Annotated in this window: 17 protein-coding genes; 4 read left to right on the forward strand and 13 right to left on the reverse strand. The window is 40.4% G+C overall.

Annotated elements, in window-relative coordinates:
* The first annotated feature begins 689 nt into the window (after positions 1–689).
* Entirely contained in the window at positions 690–1,607 is a 918-nt protein-coding gene (locus FEK29_RS06800; protein ID WP_138257665.1) for a 1-phosphofructokinase family hexose kinase, read from the forward strand.
* Positions 1,608–1,803: 196 nt separating this feature from the next.
* Complete coding sequence (locus FEK29_RS06805; protein ID WP_138257666.1) at positions 1,804–2,493, forward strand: 3-keto-disaccharide hydrolase; 690 nt, start codon at positions 1,804–1,806, stop codon at positions 2,491–2,493.
* Positions 2,494–2,516: 23 nt separating this feature from the next.
* Here the strand turns inward: FEK29_RS06805 and FEK29_RS06810 are convergent, their stop codons facing one another.
* The 13 genes from FEK29_RS06810 to agaR all read right to left on the reverse strand — a co-directional run bounded on the left by FEK29_RS06810 (position 2,517) and on the right by agaR (position 18,676).
* The gene (locus FEK29_RS06810) at positions 2,517–3,422 is read right to left on the reverse strand and encodes an EamA family transporter (RefSeq protein WP_138257667.1); all 906 of its coding nucleotides are present in this window, start codon (positions 3,420–3,422) and stop codon (positions 2,517–2,519) included.
* Between the two features lie 10 nt (positions 3,423–3,432).
* Positions 3,433–4,974 (reverse strand): hypothetical protein, encoded by a 1,542-nt coding sequence (locus tag FEK29_RS06815; protein ID WP_205123395.1) that lies wholly within the window; start codon positions 4,972–4,974, stop codon positions 3,433–3,435.
* Positions 4,975–5,231: 257 nt separating this feature from the next.
* Positions 5,232–5,933: a LamG domain-containing protein gene (locus FEK29_RS06820; protein ID WP_161595324.1), complete on the reverse strand. Its 702-nt coding sequence runs from the start codon at positions 5,931–5,933 to the stop codon at positions 5,232–5,234.
* Between the two features lie 34 nt (positions 5,934–5,967).
* A complete protein-coding gene (locus tag FEK29_RS06825) occupies positions 5,968–6,660 on the reverse strand; it encodes a c-type cytochrome (protein ID WP_138257669.1) in 693 nt (230 codons plus the stop codon).
* Between the two features lie 109 nt (positions 6,661–6,769).
* Complete coding sequence (locus FEK29_RS06830) at positions 6,770–8,251, reverse strand: flavin monoamine oxidase family protein (RefSeq protein WP_138257670.1); 1,482 nt, start codon at positions 8,249–8,251, stop codon at positions 6,770–6,772.
* A gap of 248 nt (positions 8,252–8,499) precedes the next feature.
* Positions 8,500–9,651, reverse strand: a complete 1,152-nt coding sequence (locus FEK29_RS06835; protein ID WP_161595325.1) for an amidohydrolase family protein — start codon at positions 9,649–9,651, stop codon at positions 8,500–8,502.
* Positions 9,641–10,612 carry an amidohydrolase family protein gene (locus FEK29_RS06840; protein WP_138257672.1) on the reverse strand — a complete coding sequence of 324 codons (972 nt, stop codon included), beginning with the start codon at positions 10,610–10,612 and terminating at the stop codon, positions 9,641–9,643. The genes FEK29_RS06835 and FEK29_RS06840 overlap by 11 nt, the downstream gene beginning before the upstream one ends.
* A gap of 264 nt (positions 10,613–10,876) precedes the next feature.
* Complete coding sequence (locus FEK29_RS06845) at positions 10,877–12,232, reverse strand: Gfo/Idh/MocA family protein (protein WP_138257673.1); 1,356 nt, start codon at positions 12,230–12,232, stop codon at positions 10,877–10,879.
* Between the two features lie 30 nt (positions 12,233–12,262).
* Positions 12,263–14,320, reverse strand: coding sequence for a glycoside hydrolase family 36 protein (locus tag FEK29_RS06850; RefSeq protein WP_138257674.1), 2,058 nt, complete (start codon positions 14,318–14,320; stop codon positions 12,263–12,265).
* On the reverse strand, positions 14,321–15,385 hold the full coding sequence (locus tag FEK29_RS06855) for an amidohydrolase family protein (RefSeq protein ID WP_138257675.1): 1,065 nt from the start codon (positions 15,383–15,385) through the stop codon (positions 14,321–14,323).
* The gene (locus tag FEK29_RS06860) at positions 15,382–16,206 is read right to left on the reverse strand and encodes a class II fructose-bisphosphate aldolase (protein WP_138257676.1); all 825 of its coding nucleotides are present in this window, start codon (positions 16,204–16,206) and stop codon (positions 15,382–15,384) included. The genes FEK29_RS06855 and FEK29_RS06860 overlap by 4 nt, the downstream gene beginning before the upstream one ends.
* Positions 16,207–16,209: 3 nt before the next feature.
* Entirely contained in the window at positions 16,210–17,154 is a 945-nt protein-coding gene (locus tag FEK29_RS06865; protein ID WP_138257677.1) for a carbohydrate kinase family protein, read from the reverse strand.
* Positions 17,155–17,890: 736 nt separating this feature from the next.
* A complete protein-coding gene (agaR, locus tag FEK29_RS06870) occupies positions 17,891–18,676 on the reverse strand; it encodes a transcriptional repressor AgaR (protein ID WP_138257678.1) in 786 nt (261 codons plus the stop codon).
* A 131-nt stretch (positions 18,677–18,807) separates the two neighbouring features.
* On the opposite strand from agaR, the gene FEK29_RS06875 reads away from it, so the two are divergent.
* Positions 18,808–19,995: an SIS domain-containing protein gene (locus tag FEK29_RS06875; RefSeq protein WP_205123396.1), complete on the forward strand. Its 1,188-nt coding sequence runs from the start codon at positions 18,808–18,810 to the stop codon at positions 19,993–19,995.
* Positions 19,996–20,192: 197 nt separating this feature from the next.
* A complete protein-coding gene (locus tag FEK29_RS06880) occupies positions 20,193–23,291 on the forward strand; it encodes a SusC/RagA family TonB-linked outer membrane protein (protein WP_138257679.1) in 3,099 nt (1,032 codons plus the stop codon).
* Positions 23,292–23,302 lie beyond the last annotated feature (11 nt).

Here is a 23,302-nt window from a genome sequence, read left to right on the forward strand (position 1 = left end):
CTAAAACAACAAAGCAAGCTATGTTTTTTAGCTTGCTTCGTTTTCAACTTATTGTTAATTAATTCGTGACCTGGCTGAGGTCTGAACTTACTTTGCTCAGGCCAATGAGAATCAAATACTTGCTATTTTGCACTTCACGTGTTGACGAATTGTGAACTTTAACTTTCGTTATACGAAAATACAGAATTTATTTCAGTGTTGATTTATACTACCAAACTTTTCGGTTTAACGGGAAACTTACATTGAATTTGAAAAACGGAACCGTTTTGATTACCGTTAGAGTTCATCGATAGAATACAGAAGCGCTAGTAAAACTAGAATGGTAGTTTTAAATGTTGAACAACATTACTTTTTCACGTTCCAATTTTTATACTTCAAGTTTAATTAGCAGAGATATAAAGATTTTTAATTGAAAAGATTAATTCCAACTGTAGAAATGCTTTGTAATCGATAACCCTGAATATTAAAGATTGGATTTACAATCAGTCTTTAACATTTAAATTTGCTATTCCAATACAACTTAAGGCAACATACCTTTAAAACTTTGTTTAAAAAGTTCAATTGATTAGAATAAAACTACGATACAATAAAATAAAAAGGTTTTGAAATATTTATTTAATAATTAAACTTTCATATTATTTTTATATTTATTTCTAAATATTTATTTAACACATTTAATTCTGCAAAAAATGGTTCTTTCTGTATGCCCAAATCCCTCAATAGATACATATGCATGGCTGGATTCTTTTAGGATAGGTCAGGTAAATCGAATCATTGAGCTCAAGGAGTTCCCTGGCGGAAAAGGAATCCATGTAGCAATGGCTTTAAAAGAGTTGAGCGTTCCAGTTTCTTTATTGGGGAATTGGGCCGGTCCAAATGGACATTGGATTATGAAGGCCCATCCCCTTAGAGGAATAGAAATCGGAGGGCCGCAACTTAATGGTAGCACCCGAAAATGTTTCACCTTTCGTTCTGAATTGGATAATGAATTAAACAATACGGAATTGTTGGAACCTGGTCCAAAAATGTCCACTTTAGATTGGGATTTATTTCAGGTCCAGTTTCGGAAAGCATTAAGCCATTGTTCTTTGGTTTGCCTCTCTGGCTCATGGCCCTCCGGAGCCCCGGACGACGCATATGCCCAGTTACTTAAAATTTGTAACAAAGAAAACAAAAAGGCCATTTTAGATTGCTCAGGGGTGCAACTGGAGAACGCCTTAAAGGTTAAATTTTACGGCTTACATATTAATGAGCATGAAGCTGTAAGTAACTTTGGCGTTGAGAAGCACTCCGAGATTAGGAAATACTTAAAAAAGAATGTTCCGATGCTCGCCTTTACCAAAGGGAAAGAAGGTCTATTTCTTTATTTACATGATCAATATGTTCACGCCAATGTAAAAGTTGAAGAGGTTAAAAGTACTGTAGGTAGTGGTGATTGCCTCACGGCGGGAATAGCCTTTGCTACATTTAATAATATGCCGATAAATAAAGTTGCCGCTTACGGAGTCGCATGCGGAGCGGCTAATTGCATGAATGGGGACTTAGGAATGTTGCATCTAAACGACGTACAGACTTTGTTGCCAAGGGTTGAGATTAAAAAGAATTGATAGTTTGCCGATTTAAATGACACGGTCTGATTTGATAATTGTAATAATGAAAGTTCTTTATAAGTTAACTCGGTATTAGTATTACATCAGTTTATGGTGGATAATTCCTTTTTCAAGGAAGCAATACAAGATTCGAATTGTAAATAATTAAGGTTGTAGTTCTGAAAGAAAATCATTAATTAAATAAAAGAATATTATGAAATTTCTACTAGGGTTCGTATTTGGTATTACACTGATAACTTCTTGTCAGAAAAAAGAAAAGGAAATAGACCTTTTTAATGGGGAGGATTTAAGTGGTTGGCATATCGATGTGCCTCAAATGGATACCATTCCTGATAGCACGAACCCATTTGTAATTCGGGACGGAATGTTGGTTAGTCTGGGTGAGCCAAGAGGTCATCTTATCACCGATAAAAGCTACAGTGATTACAAGCTTTTGATAGAATATCGATTCCCCGGCAGGCCTGGTAACTGTGGAGTTTTGGTCCATGCTTCAAAACCGAGGGCGTTGTATCAAATGTTTCCCAAATCGATAGAAGTACAAATGCAGCACGGGGATGCCGGTGATTTTTGGGTTATTGCCGAAGATATACAGGTTGACCGTATGGAAGAACGTAGAGGTCCAAAGGCCGAATGGGGTAGTACTGAAGATAAGCAAAGAAGAATCCTAAACCTTACGGATAGTTCAGAAAAACCGCTTGGGGAATGGAACACCATGGTTGTAGCCTGTGTGGGAGACGAGATAAAGGTATGGGTAAATGGTGATTTGGTAAATTATGGGTATAATGCCACGGCCAGTATAGGACAAATTGCCTTGCAGGCAGAAGGTGCTGAAGTGGAGTTCAGAAGAGTAAGCCTAACAACCATTGATGTACTGCCAGATTAGGGAAAAGCGCTATAGTGGTAAGCTTATTTGGAAATATTCTTTTGTTGTGTTTCTGGGTCACCGGAATCAAAAGCTAGAAAAAAGGCGGCCAACACTGCTAAAACGATTCCGATTATTTTAAAAGTACCAGGTATAAATCCTAATACGATCATGGATATTACCGAGGTTATCAGGGGTGCCCCGGCATTCGTCATCGGTGAGACCACCATTGCTTTACCATAGCGGAAGGCATAGACCAGACAAAGGGCTCCAATGGAATTTAAGATTTGTATGGCAGCGGCCAGCCATGGACCCTCGATCCCATAATTGATTTCTTGGGAAAAATCGGTCATAATAAGTGCGATGGGAATTAAGGCCAATCCGGTAAGGGTCATATAGAAGAAAATACTCTCCGCGTTCATGGATTCGTTGGCAAATTTCATAAAGTAGGCCTGAAGCCCCCAGGCCAATAGAACAATTACAGCAAGAACAAACCAAAGGAACCCGTAGTCTGTCGTTTCATTGCCGTCTGAATAATCAAATAGGGGAAGTGCCAATAAGGCTAATATAATTCCTATTGTACCTAGAATACCGGTACGTTCCTTAAGAAAGGTATAGGAAAGTACGATGGTTACCATTGGCGATAGTGAGATAATGGGAAAGATTAGATAAGAGGGTCCTTCGGAAACGGCATGAAATAGCACCATTTGACCGCCTGCGCCCAATAGTCCTATTAGGCATCCATAAAGTATTGAATTTTTATCTCGGTTCAATTTCCAGTCAATCAGTTTCAAGGCAATTATTGCCGGTGGAATCATCGTGATTGCCCACACGCAATACACCAGGGTTTCCGGAAAACCATTTTCGGTGGGCAGCCCCGTAAAAGCGCCCCAAATGCCCCAAAAAACTGTTGTTATTATTGCAAAAATCAACCATAGTTTTGATTTCATATGTCTGGAATTACAGATTTCTCTTTAAAATTAACGCGCCATCATCTTCAAGCTTTTGTGCGCATGCCCAAGTAACGGGACGTCTTACTCCTTTGATTTCTATAACGGCAGAAAGCCTAAGGCCTTCCCATTGGGTATCCTTTGGAAGCATAATGACGGCTTGCCTTACTTTTCCTGGTAAAGGATATCCAGGATCTAAACTACCTGAGACTTCAAATGTGTTTGCGGCATCCCGCACCTGGATTCGCAGCGCACCTGGTACACCCGAAATACCGTCGTTGACCAATCCCAAGACCAGACCCGGATATCCCTCTTTTTCAAAGGACCAGATCCAGGAAGGGCGCACTCGGTAACCAATACTTCGAGATAAAGTGTTAAGTGCCTTTGGGTATTTATCATGATAACTCATGAGATTTTCCAATGCAATGTCATGCCAATTCCAAAGTGAAAAGTAATTGGGTCCTACATCCTTTACATGGGCGATGATATTTTCATTTCTCATTAAGCCGTCCACGACCCTAAGATCCCCTATATTGCCCTTTGTGATGCCCTGCTCAATTGTGGCACCGATCCATGGGGGCCTATTGCTCAAAACGTCGATCTGTTCGTTCTCTATGAAAATAGTATCTGTTCTAAGCCAGTTGTATGACCTAATGGTCTTCTCCAAGACTTCGGCATTGCCTACATGATTATAATCGGGTTGGGTATTGGTGGTCAAGGGAGTTTTGGACCAATTAGCGGCCTGATGTTCAAAAATTTCAACAAAGGTATCGCGTGCCTTGTAGTAATCTGGAAGTGGCGAGCCTTCAAAGGGCCAAGTATGTCCTTCTCCCCAAAAACCGTACATACAAGTATCTACGTATTCCACAAGCTCATGTCCGTTATATCTTTCGGCAAGAAGCGTATCCATTTCCTTAAAGGCCTTCATAAATTCCGGGTGGTCGTACCTTGGGGCATAGTGTACCTTTCCGTTAATTCCTATTTCGTCGGTAGTTCCCAATTTCACCATGGGCACTTTATCGTTTAGGAAATCTGGCAGGGATTGTGGCTCAATAACAGGACTCATCAATTGGATCCGAAAAGCAACTCGCTTCCCATACTTTTTTGCCATTTCAAAAGTAAGGTTCCAATGTTCGGGAAATTCCAATTTACCTGGCTCCTTCTGAATGTCCCTCCAGTCTACTCTTAGGTACAAAACGTCTCCAAGTTCCCATTTCGCCAGTTTTTCTATAGCACTTCGAAGACTTCCATTTTTAGGCTTGGGAGGCCCTACCTCGTCGCAAATATAGGTAACCAGTCCCATCCCAAAATTCCTTACAGGTGCGGTTGATGGCGTGGTAGTCATTACAACATCGCTTCCTGGAACATTGGCTGCTGGGCCATAATTAATAAATGGACCTTGGTATAGACGATCTTTAATCGGAGGGGGAGGACCGAAATCATTATGCGGGACACCATGTTTGGGAACATTATTGGAGGAAGCACGTCCTAAGTTAATCCCTGCAAAGAGCGCTGTAAGCCCTCCGGTTACCATAAATGACCTGCGTTTCATAATTTATTGGATGTAGCGGACCAAAGGCTATTTTGAAAAACAATATGCGGTGCCTTTAAATCAAATATATTAATATTTCATATACTTTCTAAATTTTAATTACGAAATGTTAAGAAAGAATATTTACATATATAGAAAGTTATTGAAATATATTTTAGCATAAATATTAATTCATATAAATATTTCGCAACGAAAAGTCCTTTAATTTTATTTTGTTAACAAGATACACCACCTCAACTCCTGAACCCCTTTCAGGTTCAAAATTTTTTCATATTCAAAAGGGCCAGGATTTGATTTCTAGACAGTGCCCGCTCATAAATCCGTAACTCGTCCAAACTACCTTTAAAGAATTGGGTGCCCCCAGGATAGTTGCCAAGCAGCAAAAAATCTGGGTTGCCCTTTTGAGGTTTGATGTCCGACATCTCCATGGGCTCTCCATTTAAATAGAATTGGTGTTCGTGACCATCATAGACATAGACACAATGATGCCACTGGTTCAATTTAGATATTTGGTTTTCAAGGATTGTAGCCCCTCCCCAATTCCAGACATCGAGACCCTTGGTTCGGTAGCCCGGAGCTCTAAAACCAAATTGAAGTCCAATGGCTTGAACCGTGTCCACCAAGGCGATCATGTTTCCGGCATCCATGGAGTCCTTGAACAATGGGTCGTCAATAATACTGTACCACCATGAGATGGTAATAGGGCTATTTAGATGGGGTTTTTTGTTTAGCGACAGGCCTAGGCTGGCCGAGGTTCCGTCAAAGTAGAAGGCTCCATTAGAGTTACCGAAACGGTCGGTAGAAGTTCCCGTATTATATTCGTACAGATTAAATCTTTCGTCATGTCCTTCTACTTTCCAATCAGTTACTGAGAGATAGTACAAGGGTACGGGAAGCTGATTATGACCGCAAGATATGATTAGTAAGAATAATAGTATGAAATAGGTGAATTTTGTCATTGATAATTTTTGTAAACGAACCTGCATTACCATATTATCGAATTTGTAATGGTATGCTATTCTGCCCTTTCATAGAGGCGGATGAAGTATAGCTTGCTGTGAGCACATATGTTCCCTCTGAGATATGTGCCGGTTTTTCCATGATTTGAAAGGTACCCTCCAACCCAGTTAGGATCCATTGGTACTTTCTACTGCCTTGAGCGAGGATGAACGCTGCAATTTTCTCGGATTCTTCAACCGTTAGTCCTGGATTTGCGGGCATTTTTATATCGCTCCATTTGCCTTCTGAGCCCGCCAAGATACTACCTGCCAAGAACTTGATGCTTTTAGGGCTTTTCCCATACCTTTCGGCAATTTCAGAAAACGATGGACCCGTCATAACCTTTTTGTCTCCATGGCAGGAAAAACAAGTGGAACCCATCATTAGTGATAACCCGTCATGGTCGGCCTCTTTTTTGGTCGCTTCTATTTTTTCATTTGGTCCGTTCTCTTTTTTGGCAGGCAGAAATTCAATTTCCAGAAGTACTCTGTTGTTCGGTATTTCACCATATTTGGAATCTCCGTCAATAGAGTCTGAAACTTCGATGGAATATCGGACAAAATCACCCCAGGTAAGGTTTCCATTGGTCTGACCAAGGTCCAATTTTACATGGGGCACGGATTTTTCCTGTCCCTCGTTTCTTGCGGTACCTGAGGTTATCGGCAACATGGAAATGGCTTCCGACATACTTCGGTATCCAAATTTTTTTATCGGACCTATCCAATAAAGGAAGACGGGGAAAATCAATATAACAAATAGGATATTTCGCATAATCTTGTATTGAACTATTCTCTACTTAAGCCCCATCGATTTCCTGGGCAACCCTATTGGCAGCGTTTGTAGCCGCCTCCATTCCCCAGCTTCTGTTGTCTGTATGGGCACCTCCAAAATGAATTCTACCATGGGAGGTCATGGTATGGGGCCAAAACTTGGATAGCTTGCCTAAACCCGAAAATCCATGGCGCTCGCATCCGTGTACGTATGTATCTTTTGACCAATCCTTAACCAAGGTTTGCTCAATATCTATATTCGACCGTTTGCCGGGGTAAAGTTCCATAAAGGCATCCAAGGTACGGAGTGGATTCGTTCCCCCTGGTGCTTTGGCCATTAAGCAAACACGATCTGTATCTACTTCGTTGGCAACTTGCCAAATGTGGCAAAGTGCTGGATGGTTGAATGATAGATTGATGCTTACATTGTCCTTCAACCAGAATTTAGATCGAGCTTGAAAGACGATTCGTGTGGTCTGATCATATTTGAGATGCTCCACGACATATTGTTTTTCTGGTGGAAGTGGCGGTGTAAAAAGAATATTTTTTAGTGCCGTCGTTCTTAGGCAGCAGGCCAGGTAATCTGCCGACATTTCCTTTACTTCCCCCAGTTCCCGATATATAACTTTCACCCCTGTATTGTTATTTTCTATTTCCAAGATCTGACACCCCAGCTTTATACGTGTTCCCAAGTGTCGTCCAAATTCATTTGTTAATTCCTGATTTCCTCCTTTAAGACGAAATAGATCTAGCGTATCGTCATATCCACGTTTGTACATTATAAAGGCTTGCCAAATACTATAAAGGGCTGATGTTTGACTCCCTCCCAAGATTGACATTGCAGCTTTGGAAGCTCCTGCTTCCTCATAGATTTGGGAGACCGGTATGTTTTCCAAATGGTCGTAGCCAATTCCAAAAGGCTGGTATTCATCTGTAAATTTTTCAAAATAAGGCTTCAGATATAACAATTGCAAGTTGCTGACTTGATTTGATTTTAGAAATTTCAATTCATGCTTGTTGAATCCCCCCAGTTGCTCCACCCTCTTATCGAGAGTTTCTTTTTGCATTTCATCGGTCTGCCATACCCCGTCAATTCTTGTCATTCTATGCTCCCTATGATGATAGGGTAGCACGGCAAGCTTAAACTCATCAATATACTTCCAGTAGTTTTCGTAACCAGGTTTTGTAAAATTTTCGGCACCAAAGTCGGCATAAAGTCCATCAGCCAGTCCATCGTGAACGGAAAGTATTGCACCGCCAAATCGGCCAGAGGCTTCCAGTACGGTTACCTCATGTCCCTTTTTCATCAATTCGTAGGCACAGCAAAGTCCGCTGATACCAGCCCCAGCAACGATGATTTTTTTAGCGTTTCCCGAGGAATTTCGTTCAATCATATGATCATTAATGCTAGATTCCCCCTTTGCGATGAGGTGGGTAGGAACTAGAGAGGTGCCCAATCCGGAGTACAGGGTGTTTTTAATGAATCTCCGTCTTTTAATTTGTTTCATTTAACTTGTTTTTGGCGTTTATAGTACCATTCCAACACAAACATTCTGAAGCCGAATTTTTAGTTAAAGCTATTCTTTGGTTTGTTCAAATCTCAAAAAGGTTGATTATAACTATTTTATATTCAAATAATTACAATAATTTTTTTAATAGTTATTTTTGTTGGGCGATATACTCGACTTTTAAAAATTATAGTGGGTCCCAACCGTTTTTGGTAATCAACATCATCTTCTTTTCCTATTTTTAGGGGTTACTCCTTTTTAGTAAAAACCAAAAACCTTGAGGCATTTTCAAAGTAAATCTTATCAATTACTTCCCGAGGAAGTTTTAAGCCTTTTAATTGTCCATAACCTTTAAGTTCCAAAGGACGATCGGTTACTAAGAATGCCCATTCATCAAGCCATTTCTGGTGAATACGGTCTTTTAATTCGGCAGGTTTATCCATTGGGTTAATGGCCGTGTCCGTACCATAAATCAATCGATCCTGATAGGTAATAAAAAACTCCCGTGTTTTTTGCCTATCATTAAATGTGTGTAGTTTAAGGTTTGGCATACGTGTTATGTCCACACGCATTTTAGGATAAGCGTCCAAACGTTTTGCCAGTTCTTCCAAACTCCACTCCAAGCTGCCAAGGTGAGCCCCCATAAAATTCAAATTAGGATGTTTCTTCAGCATATTGTCCCTTGCATTGATCTGATCTTCATAGGAAGGATATTCTGGATGCAAATACATATGATATTCCGGATGGGCACCGTAATAGCCTTGGTTAAAAGTCATTTCTTCCAAGGGTAGCCAGCAATCCCTTGGTTCTCCATTATGACCAAGCAATGGTATATCGTTATCAGATAGAAAGGTCAATAAGGAATCAATTCTGGGATGGTCAACCATTACAAAATCTCCATTTTCACTCCTCAGGTCCATACCTATGTTTTTCCAGATCTTTACGGCGATGGCACCTTGGGCAAAGGATTTTTTGAGATGTGCTATGGTAGTGGCCACCCAATCCTTTTGGTTCCAATTGGAAACTTTGAAAGTGGTGGCAAAGTTCATTTGATTTGGAAAATTAGTCAGGTGAAATTTGGCAAATGCTTGTTGTTCGTCCATGGGTACTCCAAATGGACGATCATCGACGATATCCAAAAAAAAGAATCGATCTTTTATTGCTTGATGTATGAAATAGGGTTGTACCGTGTTGATATGGATATGGACATCAAATTTATCCACACGATTGAAATCTTCCAGGGTATAATAAGCCTTTTCTTTTATATCGGGTAACTTGGCCTGATATCCTTTCTGTGCCATTATGGGTAGCAGGGTCAACCAAAGGGCGAAAAGCAAGACGATTTTTTTTTGGTTCCTAATTGACATAGTTATCTCTGGTATAATGGCCTTAAATTCCATACGTTTTTTTGGCATTTGAATTAAAAATCTTATTGAGTACTATGGAAGGAAGACCAAGCCCTTTAAAGTTGCCTTCCACCTCAGGGACTTTAAAAGTTCCGTGACCTGAGAAATAATCCCAGTCCGATTGATACCGTTCATCCAAATACTCCATTAGCTCAAGTTTCGTATGATTATCGGCCCAAATAAAGTCGGTGCCATAAATTATCCGATCCTGGTATTTTATAAAGAAATCATGTACCTTTTGCCATGCCGAAACAGTCTGATGTTGCACATGGACAATTCTTTCCGCCAAATCGACCATGGCCAATGGAAAGCGATCCAGCCATGCGGCAATTTCATTAACATCCCATTCCAGACTTGCCAAGTGTAATCCTACAAAGCGTAGTTTTGGATGTCTTTCGAGCATTCTATCCCTTGCTGAAAGCTGGGCTTTATAATCTGGTACCTCTGGATGTAAGTGCATATGATATTCTGGATGCTTCATAAAATAAGAGCGATCGGACTCCACGGTCATTTGATCGAATGGTAGCCAACAATTTTTAGGCTCTCCATTATGGCCCAGAACAACTACATTATTTTCTTCAAGAAAATTAAAAATAGGTTCAAAGGAAGGATGGTCGATCATGGGGTAGCTTCCATATTTATCTTGGAGGGTCATGCCAATGTTTTTCCAAACCTTTACTCCAATGGCGCCCATGTCCAATGATTTTTTAATGAAATCTAGACTTTTATTTACCCATTTTGGGGAACCCCATGAAGCGCAGGTGAAGGTAGTGGTGAAATTTAAATAATCTCCATAAGCCTTTTTTAATTCCACTACGGTTTTCAACTGGTCGTCAACAGTAGGAAATCCTGGAATATCCGTGACTATGGATACAAATCCGATATCCTGTTTAACACCGTATTCCAAAAGTTCGGTTTTAGGTGAGTTAAAATGGATATGGGCATCTATTTTCATTTCGTGTTGAATTTATATCGATGTATTTTAAAAATGTCAAAAGGGTTTCTAGTTGGTCATTGCCATCTAGGCAGAAATTTATATTGGCCTTTTAAAATTGCTCATTTCGGTTTTTCTATTCCCATACATCAAGATGAAAGCAACAATCTTCTTAAGGCCTAAGATGTTCTTGCCAAAGCATGGGTTAGCAACAAATATATGTCCCTGTTTTAATGGTCAAATCAGAATTATCCAGCTTCCAAAGCTATACTCGAAAACTATCGTTTAATAAGTCGCTTTCATCCAATTATAAGGTTTTCTCTTGATCCAAAGCCCCCTTGTAAAATCTGGAAAATCCTGAGGTTCACCATTATTGGCAATTGAGGCTTCAGATAATGGGGTCACTGCACTCCATGCTGCCGCATCATATGCGTCCAAAGGCGGGGCAGTATTGGCCTTAGCCGATTCCACAAAAGAGTTAAGTACAAAGAAATCCATACCTCCATGACCTGCACCTAGTGCATACTCACCATATTTCTTCCAAAGGGGGTGGTCATATTGCTCCAACCATGAAGTAGCTTCGTCCCACTCGTGTGATTCTCTTGACTTCCCTTCAATATAGATTCTATTACCATCCACTTCCCAGAGCCCATTGGCGCCTTGGACCCGGAAGCCCAGTGAGTAGGGCCTAGGAAGATTACAGTCATGTGTGATGATAATAGTCTCATCATTTGCAGTATCTATAGTTGAAGTAATGACATCACCAAGTTTGAACTTTACCTCGGCATTGGGGTGCTCCTTGCCCCCCACGGCCACTACATAGTTATGCAGCCCAATTGCCTTTGTTGCATGCGAGGTTAAGGAAACAAATCTATTACCTCGGTTTATGTCTGCCATTATGGCAATAGGGCCAAGGCCATGTGTAGGATAGACATCAGCATTGCGTTTTACCGAGTGTTCGGTACGCCATTTGGCTTCTGAAATAGCTTTTTCGCCAAACTCTGCGCCATTGCCATAAGCAGACTTACCATCGTTAAATTTTACATGCCTCAAATCGTGTTGATAACCACATCTAAAGTGTACCAACTCACCGAATAAGTTCTGTTTTACCATATTGAGTACGGCCAAGATATCCCTACGGTAATTCACATTTTCCAAAATCATCATATGTGTTCCGGTTTTTTCATGGGTATTGACCAAGTCCCAACTTTCTTCCAGAGTATTGGCCGCGGAGACTTCTACACCAGCATATTTTTCTGCTTTCATGGCATCAACGGTCATGCGGGTGTGCCAAAGCCATGGTGTGGCAATGATAACTGCATCCACTTCCTTTAATTCTAACAAGTTCCTATAGTCATATTCAGAACTTCCGTAAACCTTTGGCGCTTTGAACCCCGCCTCTTTAATATGATTTTGCGCTATTTTCAACCTATTATCATCAACATCACAAATGGCAGTCACATTAACGTCTTTACGCAGCAGAAGGTTTTTGAGATGGTTGGTACCTCGCAATCCTACCCCTATCAAACCTACGTTCAATTTATCATTTTCGCTAAAGTACCGGGTGGCAAAGCTAGGTACTGCAAAAAGGCCTGCGCTTACCAAAGTAGTATTCTTTAAAAAATATCTTCTAGAATTCATAATCGCTGTTCTTTGTTATAACTTAACGTATTATTTTGGTGAAACTTCCAAAAGAAGAAAGTCCTCAAAAGATGCATTATAAACAGGATTTGCTCCTGAAATCTCTCCCAAAGTTTCATTGTGGTAGTAATCCTTAATATGATAGGTCTTATTCCTATCGAGACCTTTCAATTGGATATCACCATCCCAGCGATCCGTATAAAAGGCGTAAAAAAGAGCGCCATCTTTCTGAATGACGTGCCCTTCTGGTTTGTCATATCCAATATCATAAAGGTCACCTAGATACGTTCCTTTGGAGAGCATCAAGTTGTTGTAAAGATCGAACCATTTCTTCCAGATTATTTCTTTTTCAGGGGTAAGAAGATATTTTCCAGAGGCATTGGGATTGTCTTTGGGCCAAGTGAACTTTGTACCTAGAACCGCCCCAATACCGAAAGAGGTGGCGAAATCATCTGCTCCATCGCTTAACTCCACATGATCACCGTAGTAGGCTGTTTTTGGAACCAAGGCTTTATAAGTTTTTCCTTTATGACGAATCTGCCAACTGGAAAGAGGGTCGGATGATACCGCTTGATTCATTGAAGCCATGTTGTAAAAGGACATACAGGTGCCACAGGGACAGTTTTCTATCACCGCATGAGGCTTGATGCTTCGGGCTTCTTCATATATCATCTGAAAGAAATCGGGTAAGCCTTCAACAGAATTGTTTGGGTTTTCCAGCGTATGGTCTGGAGCTACGGCATTCATATGCTGACCGTCCATCTTTAAACCATCGAACCCCCATTCTTCCATGAATAAATGTATGGTTTCCTTGGTATGGGCTATAGTAGCATCTTTAGTCGGGGAAAGGTAATATGAGTTCCACCACGTTATGTACTGCGGAGCCCCATCTTCCTGAATGATTTTACTATCTGGATGTTCTCTTAATACCTTGCTCCCTGGATCTGCTGCTAGGGGTGTCCACCATATTTTTGCCTTTAGCCCGCTGTCATGTATTTTGTCGACCAGTCTTTTAATTTCTAGGTTTCCTTGTGGAAACTTTTTGGGATTGGCGTTCCAATCCCCCTCCGCAATCTGAAAGCCATCATCCAACACGGCCCACTTAATTCCAAGTTCCTTTACTTTTGGTAGTGTACCTATCACCTCGTTCAAGGTAAAATCCCTTTCATAGCCCCATGCACACCATATGGGTTCAAATGAGGCTTCTTCCGGCTCCGCTATGGTAATACCCTTGGCCTGCATCAGTTCTGAATATCTTGCAAGACTCACAAAATAATCACCAGTGCTGAGGGAAACAAAGGTTTCAAGGGTTTGAATCGTGTCTTTAGGCTTCCATATTGTATGATCATCAAAATCTTCTTGAACGCCAATCTTCGCACCCAAAGGATTTGAAAATACTTCGGTAGGCAGACTTACCAACTTGGGTACCAGGGCCAAATGGCCCACGGTAACATTTACATCTTTACGCCAAACTGAAGTCACGGGAATACCACCTCCATAATCGGAATCGTTCATGCCCATATAGTTTTTTTGATAATAACCGGCCTCCAGTGGTTTTACCCAGTCACTTCTTGAAGATGAGGAGCTTCCTTGAAAGGCCCAAAATGCTGGTTCGTCATTTTGAGATTCAATAATATAGTTATTATTTGACCAATTATCTATAATAATATTATTTGATGACATATTTATATAGGTAACTTGGGTGGAAACCAAATCTGGGAATGAGTCATAGGTAGTTAGGCGTACCGTTTTTTGAATGTCTATTTCTTCGTTTTTATAAATTCCTTGTACTACCCATTGTCTTCCGGGTAAGTCACCACCAATGGTAGTTTCATTTGTCTCTTGATGTTTGAACTGTTCAATGGTCTTGCCGTTAATCTCTATGTTTTCCGAAGGTTGAAAAGACGAAACAAGAGTCTTTGTTTGTGGCAGGTTACTGGATATTTTGGTTTTTAAGTAGGTGTCAACCTCATACATCAATGCTCCGTTTTCAATTTGGAGTATGACGCTATTGCCAGATTCCTTACGGCAGCTGGCAAGAAGTACAAAAGCCAAAATTATTATAATCCTTATACTGAAATATCTCATCTATTTTAATATTTTTCTTGCATTTTCACTATACACCTTTCGTAATGTATCCTCGTCAAGATTTAAACCATTTAATGGCCAATGGTAGCTAAAAAGTTCATGCTCATAAAAATGCTCATCTGCGGTTTCTAAAATTCTAAAAGTAGTCTGGTACATTGAATCGTCCATCCCCATATCCGTTCCATATAGTAATCGGTCCTGATATTTTTTAAAGAACGCACTGGTCGCCCTAGGTACTGGAGCTACTTCTGCATAGCGGGCGGATATATCAGCGTATAGGTTTGGATACTGATCAAACATCTGGCCTAGTAAACTTAAATCATAGCCACAATTTGCATAATGACACGCTATAAATGTGGTGCCGGGGTTGTTGGCCACGGCCTCTTCCAATGTCTTCAGTAATTCTGCATGAGATAAAACGTTAGGATTCGCTGTATCGATTTTCCAGGTGGCCGCATTCATAAGACCATCGTTATGAACGTCTATAGGTTCGTACATCCAGATAGGTTCTGCGACATGAATATTTACTGGCATCCCCAATTCCCCACAACGCTTAAGCAAGGGTTGCATCCTTTCGTCGTTAAAGTGCATCCCCGGTGCAGGTGTAGGACCTGAATTCGCCATGCCCAATCCTTTGTCCCCGAGTTCCCCAACTCCCTTGGCACCCACTTTAAAACAACGTTCAAGTTCTTTGATTGCCTTTTGAACATATCCTTTCTCTCCATATCCGCTATAATCAAAGCCGCACCAAATTTCAAATCTATCCCCATATTTTGAATACGCCTTATAGATGCTATCAAACTTCTTTCCAGTTTGGTAGGTAAGGATGATTGTTTTTTCAATACCACGTGCATCCATGGTTTTGACCCATTGCCCTATCTCTTCATCATTGGCAGCATAGGGATGTGAATGGACATCTATTGCGGTAAATTTGGCCTTGGTAATTTCCGTTTTTTGAACATTGTGAATGGTTTTTGGCCGGTAATCCTTGAGCAGGATATCTCCTTGGGCACTAGAGGAAAAAAATCCAAAACTCAGACACAGGAGCAGAATTATTCTTTTCATGATTCTTTAAAGTTTATGGTTTTCAATTTTGCACTGACAAGGGTTACAGCTGCCGTGGTTGCGGAGGGGAACACTTCCCTTAAATCAATATTATCGGTATGCTTTAGTGTCTCTTGTAAGGATTTCATAAAAACATTCTTTATCTCAGTGGCCAAATTTATTTTGGTTATACCCATTTTAATGGCTCGCTGTAGTTGATCGTCAGGAATTCCCGAGCTGCCATGCAGGACAAGGGCGGCATCCGTGACCGCATTGATTTCTGAAATCAGGTCTAATTGTAGATTAGGTGTCTCCTTATAGAATCCGTGGGCGGAACCAACGGCAACGGCCAGGGCATTTATACCGGTAGCTTCAACGAAGGCCTTGGCTTCGTCCGGACTGGTATATATCATTTTTTGCTCTTGGCCCAGTTTTGAGATGTAGCCCAGTTCAGCTTCCACATTGGTCTCGTACCCCGAAGCATAGTCCACAATCTGTCTCGTCACTTTTATATTTTCGGTAAATGACTTTTCACTTGCGTCTATCATAACGGAGTCAAAGCCGGCATCAATGCACCGCTTTACCAAATCTATATTTTGACCGTGGTCCAAATGAAGCCATGCTTCTACACCAAACTGGGAAATGGCTGCCCTGGCAAGAGATGTGGCTACCTCCAGTCCCATATAGTGGATCGAACTTTCGGAAAGCTGGAGGATTAATCCGGATTTCATCTCACGGGCTGCCGTTAGAACAGCTGCAAGGGTTTCAAAATTGTAAAAATTTGTTGCAAGCAGTGCGCTCCCGTTTTTTTTATTGTGTCTTAGTCTTTCTTTTAACTCCATAATTCAAAGGGTAAACCCGAATTTTTCTATTGCTATTTTTTCAATGTACTCCCTATTTTTAAAGGATGTGGTGCCGCCAGGTTCAAGCGTATTGATTGCGCCCATAACGTTTCCTACCTCCAGGCACCGATTTAACTCGGACCCTTTTATAAATTCACTTATGAAACCGGCATCGAAGCTATCACCCGCACCGATACAATCGGCAACCTCGCTATTAAGGAATGCGGGTTTGGATGTAAGGTTTCCTTGATTCCAAAGATGGGCACCATGTATCCCGTCCTTGATAACAACATAATTTGCATACTCCTTAATTTTTTCCAGCCCTTCGGCCAGTTCCGGAACGCTTGTTATGTTTTTAAATTCCACTTCGTTGGGCATCCAAACATCTAGGTGAGGTAGCAAGCTACTCAAATCCAGCTTCCAATTTTCTGAAGGATCCCATTGCGGGTCCATGGATGTTGTGATACCTAATTTTTTCGCCCTTTCGAAAAGTTGGACCGCTTGTTTCTTTATACCTTTTTGTAGGAAAATTGAACTTAGGTGCATGTGCTTACAGCTCAATAACATCTGATCTGTAATATCCTCGACCATTAAGCGCTCCATGGCCCCTGGAAAGGTAACATTTGCGCGATCCATTCCATAGTTCATTACAATGGTCAGTCCGGTGCTGTATCTGTCTGATGACATGACAAAATCTATATTCACTTTTTTGTCAAGCAGGGATTTTTTTATAGTGTCGGCGAAGCTATCATTGCCCAGTAAACCCACCATGCCAACGGATACACCTAGAGAGCTGAGGTTACTTGCAAAAATGGCCGAACTGCTGCCTAAGGTTAAATTGAGCTGATCAGCCCTGATTTCCTTCCCAATTTCGGGGAACCCTTGAATATCATTTAAAATTATATCAACATTTAACTCGCCAATTACTAATACATCGAAAGACGCCATGGTTCTTGATCTATTTATTTTTTGTCCTTTGAGGATTTAGGTAATCCTTGTTTGACCCATCATGAAGCTCGCTCTTTCTGACCCAAGCTGCAATAAAGTTCGGTCTATAATTGCCTAAGAATTCTATTTACTTTTTTTAAAAAAATATATCAAATAGGTATTGACTCCCATAAATGGAAACCCATGATAATCTTTTCATTTGTAAATATAAAATTATTATTTACTTATTCTACCTTTTTATTATCAAAAAAAATCTTTTTTAAAGTTGTTTTTATATTGTAATAGGTTTAAAATGGTCTGATTTACTGAATTGATATTTATTGATAACTAAAAGGGTTGTTAAATATCCAAGGTCCTTAATAATGGGTGGGGTAAAATGATATTATAATATAAGTAGATTATTAAAAAAAAAGACAGAACATACATGGTGAGAAGTACGTAAATATATTTGGTAAGCCCCATGTAAAATGCATGTTCGCCTAAATGGACAAAGGTCTTTGCTTTTCAAAGAGTGTTATCGGGATTGCCATACGATTTAACCCTAAAAATTCTTATTGAATATTTTTATGAAGCTTGGCTAAAGTGCAAATTTTCAGGAAAGGGTTTTTGGTTAAAGGAATGTAACCGTATGGTTGGTTGGCGGTGAAGAAAATCGTGAGTCATTATTCCATGATGTCGACTTCAAGTTCGTCTAAGGCGCAAAGAATTGAAGCTTGGCCAATTACTTAAATTAGTTTTAGGCAACGATAACTTGAATATTCTGGTCCTTAAGCCAAACTAGGTCTTCCTTGCTAATCTTATCGTCGGTGATGACAATATCTATTTTACGGGTAGGGCAAATGAAGGCAAGACTTCTGCGTCGAAACTTACTGGAATCGGATACAAGAATAACCTCTTTTGTAATTTCGATCATCACTTGGTTTAAGGAAGCTTCTTCAATGTTTGGCGTAAACGCACCTTCCTTTATGTCAAATCCGTCGACCCCCAAAAAGACCTTGTCCACATAAAAATTTCGCATGCTTTTTTCGGCTAATGGGCCAACTAGGGAATGTGAGTTTTTTCGCAAGGTCCCTCCAGGTACAATTATATTTATATTTGGGTACTTTAGCAACTCATTGGCTATGTTCAAAGCGTTGGAGATTACATTTAACGATTTGTTAGAACCAAGGTTTTTAGCGATTTCCATCGTTGTTGTTCCCGAATCAAGAATAATTGTTTCCCCGGAGTTTACTAGCTCTGCCGCCTTTTTACCAATCCGAACCTTTTCGGTATAGTGCATCTTGTCCTTTTCAGATAATTGAAAATCCATTCCAACAGAATTCTCATTAATCATAGCACCTCCCCTTGATCGTATCAACAAGCCCTTTGTTTCGAATAGTTCCAAATCATTACGAATGGTGACTTCACTAACACCAAATTCTTCACTTAACTCGTGCACGAAAACCTGTCCATTTTCATCGAGTAGATTCAATATTTTTTTTCGTCGCTCAACCGTAGATCTTTTCGATTTTACTTCCTTCATTGAATAGGATTTTTCTTTAAAAAGCAAATATAGGCACATATGTTAGCAACCATCAAAAAAAAATGATTTCAAATAAATAAAAATAGTTAAAGAAACTTTAAATAGGTTTTATATATTTGCAAAGAAAGGAAATGAAAGATATAAACGTTATACATGATGACAATATGAAATACCTTGATATCGGAACTTCGCAATTGAAAGCTATTGGGGGTTATGATACCGCAAAGGAGATTTCTGGACAGCCTGAACTTTGGGGGAAGATTTTAGACAAACTTGAAAAAGAGAGGGACATAATTACTTCTTTCTTGGATTCCACTCTCAATAAAGTAGAAAAGATAATATTGACGGGTGCCGGAACAAGTGCCTATATAGGATTGTCTGTAGAGGGGTTCCTTCAAAGAAATACAGGAATTACCACCTTGTCGATAGCTACTACGCATTTGGTTTCCCATCCTCAGGACTATTTTGAATCTGGTGTTCCAACATTGTTAATTTCATTCGCAAGATCTGGTAATAGTCCTGAAAGCTTGGCAGCTGTTAAACTGGCAGACAATCATATAAGAGATTGTAGCCATTTAATCATCACTTGCAGTGAGGATGGGAAGTTGGCCAAATATGAATCGGATAATGATTATTTGGTTTTTCTGCTTCCCCCGGAATCCAATGACCGAAGTCTTGCGATGACTGGTAGTTATTCGGGTATGCTTTTGACTATTCTGTTAATGGGGCGTTTCGATAAGCTAAAATATCTAAAGAAGACAGTCGCTACCATCAAAGATTCAGCTACAAAGCTTTTGAGTGAAAAGTTGGGTCAAATCAAGAAAATATCAGGGTTAGGGTTTAAACGAGTAGTTTTTCTTGGATCTGGGCCACTTTATGGTACGGCAATGGAATCCCAGTTAAAACTTCAAGAATTGACGGATGGGCATGTCATCTGTAAAAATGATTCCTATCTTGGTTTTAGACACGGCCCCAAAGCCGTGGTCAACGAGGAAACCCTTTTGGTTTATTTTTTCTCGAATAATGAAAAAGTCCTTCAATACGAATTGGACTTGGTCCAGGGGATGGGCGTAGGAAAAAGGCCGCTAAAACAAATAGGAATCTCCATGCTTGAGTACGATATCCCTTCAGTTGATGAGCTTATTGTTCTTGGTGATGTTAAATCTGGGGTCATAGAAGATGAATATTTAGCCGTATTGTATATCGTTCTAGGGCAATTGTTGGCCTTTTATACTTCATTGAATTTTAAGCTTCGTCCAGATTCTCCTTCTGAGACAGGAGCCATTTCCAGGGTGGTCAAAGGGGTTAAGATATATTAAATGCCATAATTATTAATTATAATCTTAAAAAAAGGAAAAATAATATTATAGAAATATAACGAAACTTATAATTTTTCATTATTTTTATTTCTGTAAATTTTTACATAAGTTTAACGGTAGTTTAGCTTTTAGTAACAAAAAGCAATTTAATCTTTCAATCTCTCAACTAATTCAATTAACTAAAACAGCTTCATATTATGAAAAAACCACAATGTAGATGCCATAAAAATATTCTGTTTTTTATGGTGTTTTTAGCTTTTATGGTCTTAGGTTCTGCATCGGCATACGCGCAGACAACAATCACGGGTAACGTTTCCGATAGCCAAGGACCACTTCCGGGGGCTACTGTATTGGTGAAAGGGACCACGACCGGTGCGCAAACAGACTTTGATGGTAATTATTCCATTGATGTGCCCCAAGGTGGAAGTACTTTAGTGTTTACCTATCTGGGATATCAGAGACAAGAAATAAACATCAACGGACGAAGCAGTATTGATGTCACCATGGTGGAGGATGCTGAAGCCTTGTCCGAGGTTGTTGTAGTGGGTTATGGTACGCAGCGAAAAGCAGATTTGACCGGTTCAGTGGGTTCCATTGGTGCTGCTGACATTGTTACCAAGCCAATTACTAGTCCCGATCAGGCACTTGCAGGAACTATTTCTGGTGTGAACATTACAAACCGAAGTGGTGATCCGGGTGCGCCAATCAGTATTAATATTCGGGGGGTGGGTACTCCTGGTGTTAATGACCCCTTATGGGTAATAGATGGTGTGCCCATCGTGCAGACCACAAATATTACGGTCAATACCTCTTCTACAACTGATTCCAATCCGCTTGCTGGTTTGAACCCCAATGATATAGAATCAATTGACGTATTGAAGGACGCTGCATCTACGGCCATCTATGGTGCTCGTGCCGCAAATGGGGTTATTATCGTTACAACAAAAAGAGGAAAAAGGGGCGATGCTAGAGTGACCTATGACGGTTACGCCTCGTTTGCTAGTATCCGAGAGACCATAGACGTTTTGGATGTAGACCAATATATTGATATTCAAGGTCAATTAGGAAGAGATCTTTCGCAATTCAGTGGCCAGCCTTTTGTGGATTGGCAAGATTTGATTTTCAGGACCGGTTTCGTCCAAAATCATAACGTGTCCATAAGTGGAGGAAATGAAAAAGCGACTTATTTCATATCTGGTGGTTATATGGACCAAGAAGGAGTTGAGCGGGCGCAGGGCTTTGTACGATATTCCTTCAAGGCAAATTCAGATATTCAGGTGGGTGAGCGATTAAAATTTGGTGAATCTATTTTGATAAGTCAAGTGGATAGACAAGTTCAGAGTGAACCAGGTATCTTTGCTGGCTTTCGTTCCGCAACAAATGCGCCCTATTATCAACCATTTGGTGACGGTCCCTTAGGTTATAATCTTATAAATCAAGAAACTGTAGGCCAAGGTTCTGCAACAAACTATCTTTTCAATACCGATGATAGGTTTACGAAAACTACAATACAAACAAGAAAAGTCCTTGCCAACTTCTATGGTGAACTAAATATTATTGAAGGATTGAAGGCCAGGACATCACTGGGTATAGACTATAATGTTGGTGTAGGTGATTATTTTACAAGCGGAATTGACCTGTTGAATGGAGCATCCGGCTCATCGCTATTGGTGTCCGAAAGACCTATAGAGCTAACATTGACCAGTGCGGCAACCTTACAATATGATAAGACTTTTGGTGATGGCGATCATAATATTGGGGCAATATTCGGATTTGAGCAGACCAAATTCAGATATGATAAACAGCGGCTTCAAGGTAGGAATCTTTTCAATGAAAATTTTGCAGCAACGGGTACTACGGTTGCCGGTGCCAATGAGGGTGATCTTTGGACCTTGCAGGGTTGGTTGGGTCGTTTGACCTACAACTACAAGGGGAAATACTTGGCAACCGCCAACGTTCGTAGGGATGCAACTTCAAGATTTGCTCCTGGCAATAGGGATCAGGTATTCCCATCCGTTTCATTGGGCTGGAGAATAACAGACGAGGATTTTTTCCCAAAAAATACCGCAATAAACGAGATTAAGTTGAGAGGTGGTTGGGGGCAATCAGGAAACCAGTTTACAGGTCTGAATTTTGCATACTTGGCTGCAATTGACAATAATGTCCGTTATGTTATAGGTGATGATCAGGGAACCGTGGTTGCCCCTGCACCAACAACCTTTGCAAATGCGGATTTAAAGTGGGAGACGAGTACACAATTTGATATAGGTGTGGATGCCAGTTTCTTTGATAGAAAATTGACGGCAACCTTCGATTACTACAACAAAACTACGGACGATGTTTTGTTAGGGTTTCCCCTGCCTTTTGTTTCCGGATTTTTTCTACCTGCGGATGCCAATATCGGACAGATTAAAAACTCCGGTATAGAACTTTCGTTCAATTACGCAAATTCCATTGGGGATTTCAATTATAGCTTTGGAGGAAACCTTACTACCGTTAAAAATGAGGTGACGGATCTTGGACCAATACCCAATATAATTAGCGGTATTGGAGGCGCATCTACCCACAGAACGGTCGTAGGTCAAAGTCTAGGGCATTTCTATGGTTACAAAACCGATGGACTCTATCAGAATGCTGCCGAAGTAGCGGCCGCTGTTCCAGATGTTAACGGAACGCCTTCTCCAGGTGATATTCGTTTTGTTGATGTCAACAATGATGGTGTGGTCGATGCAAATGACAGAACATTTTTGGGAAGTCCTTTTCCAGGTTTCTTTTATGGTATGGTCTTCAATGCAGAATATAAAGGATTTGACTTCTCCATGAACTTAAGGGGAGTTGGTGACAGGCAGATTTACAATTCTGCGAGAGTAGGTTTGGAAGGAATGACGAGCACAGGGAACTTTAGCACCCAGATACTGGATAGATGGACAAGTGAAGGAAGCACCAATTCAAGTTCTAATCCAAGGTTGGCCGTTAATGATCCAAATGGTAATAACCGTTTTTCGGATAGATGGGTAGAAGATGCAGGTTACCTGCGTATTCAAAATATATCCTTAGGTTACACGCTTTCTCAGGATAAATTAAAAAGTTGGACAGACAACTTCATTACCAATATGCGCTTTTATATTGGAGCTCAAAATTTGGCTACTTTCACCAACTACTCAGGGTATGACCCTGAAGTTGGCCGTGCCCAAAGTTTTCAAAAGGGTGATTTTACCTTGGCTACCGGTCAAGATGGTGGACAGTCACCGCTACCTAGGATTATTCAATTGGGTTGGACCGTTAACTTTAATTAAAAAATTATTAT

Origin of the sequence: Maribacter aurantiacus (assembly GCF_005780245.1) — a bacterium.
Classification (GTDB): Bacteria; Bacteroidota; Bacteroidia; order Flavobacteriales; family Flavobacteriaceae; genus Maribacter; species Maribacter flavus.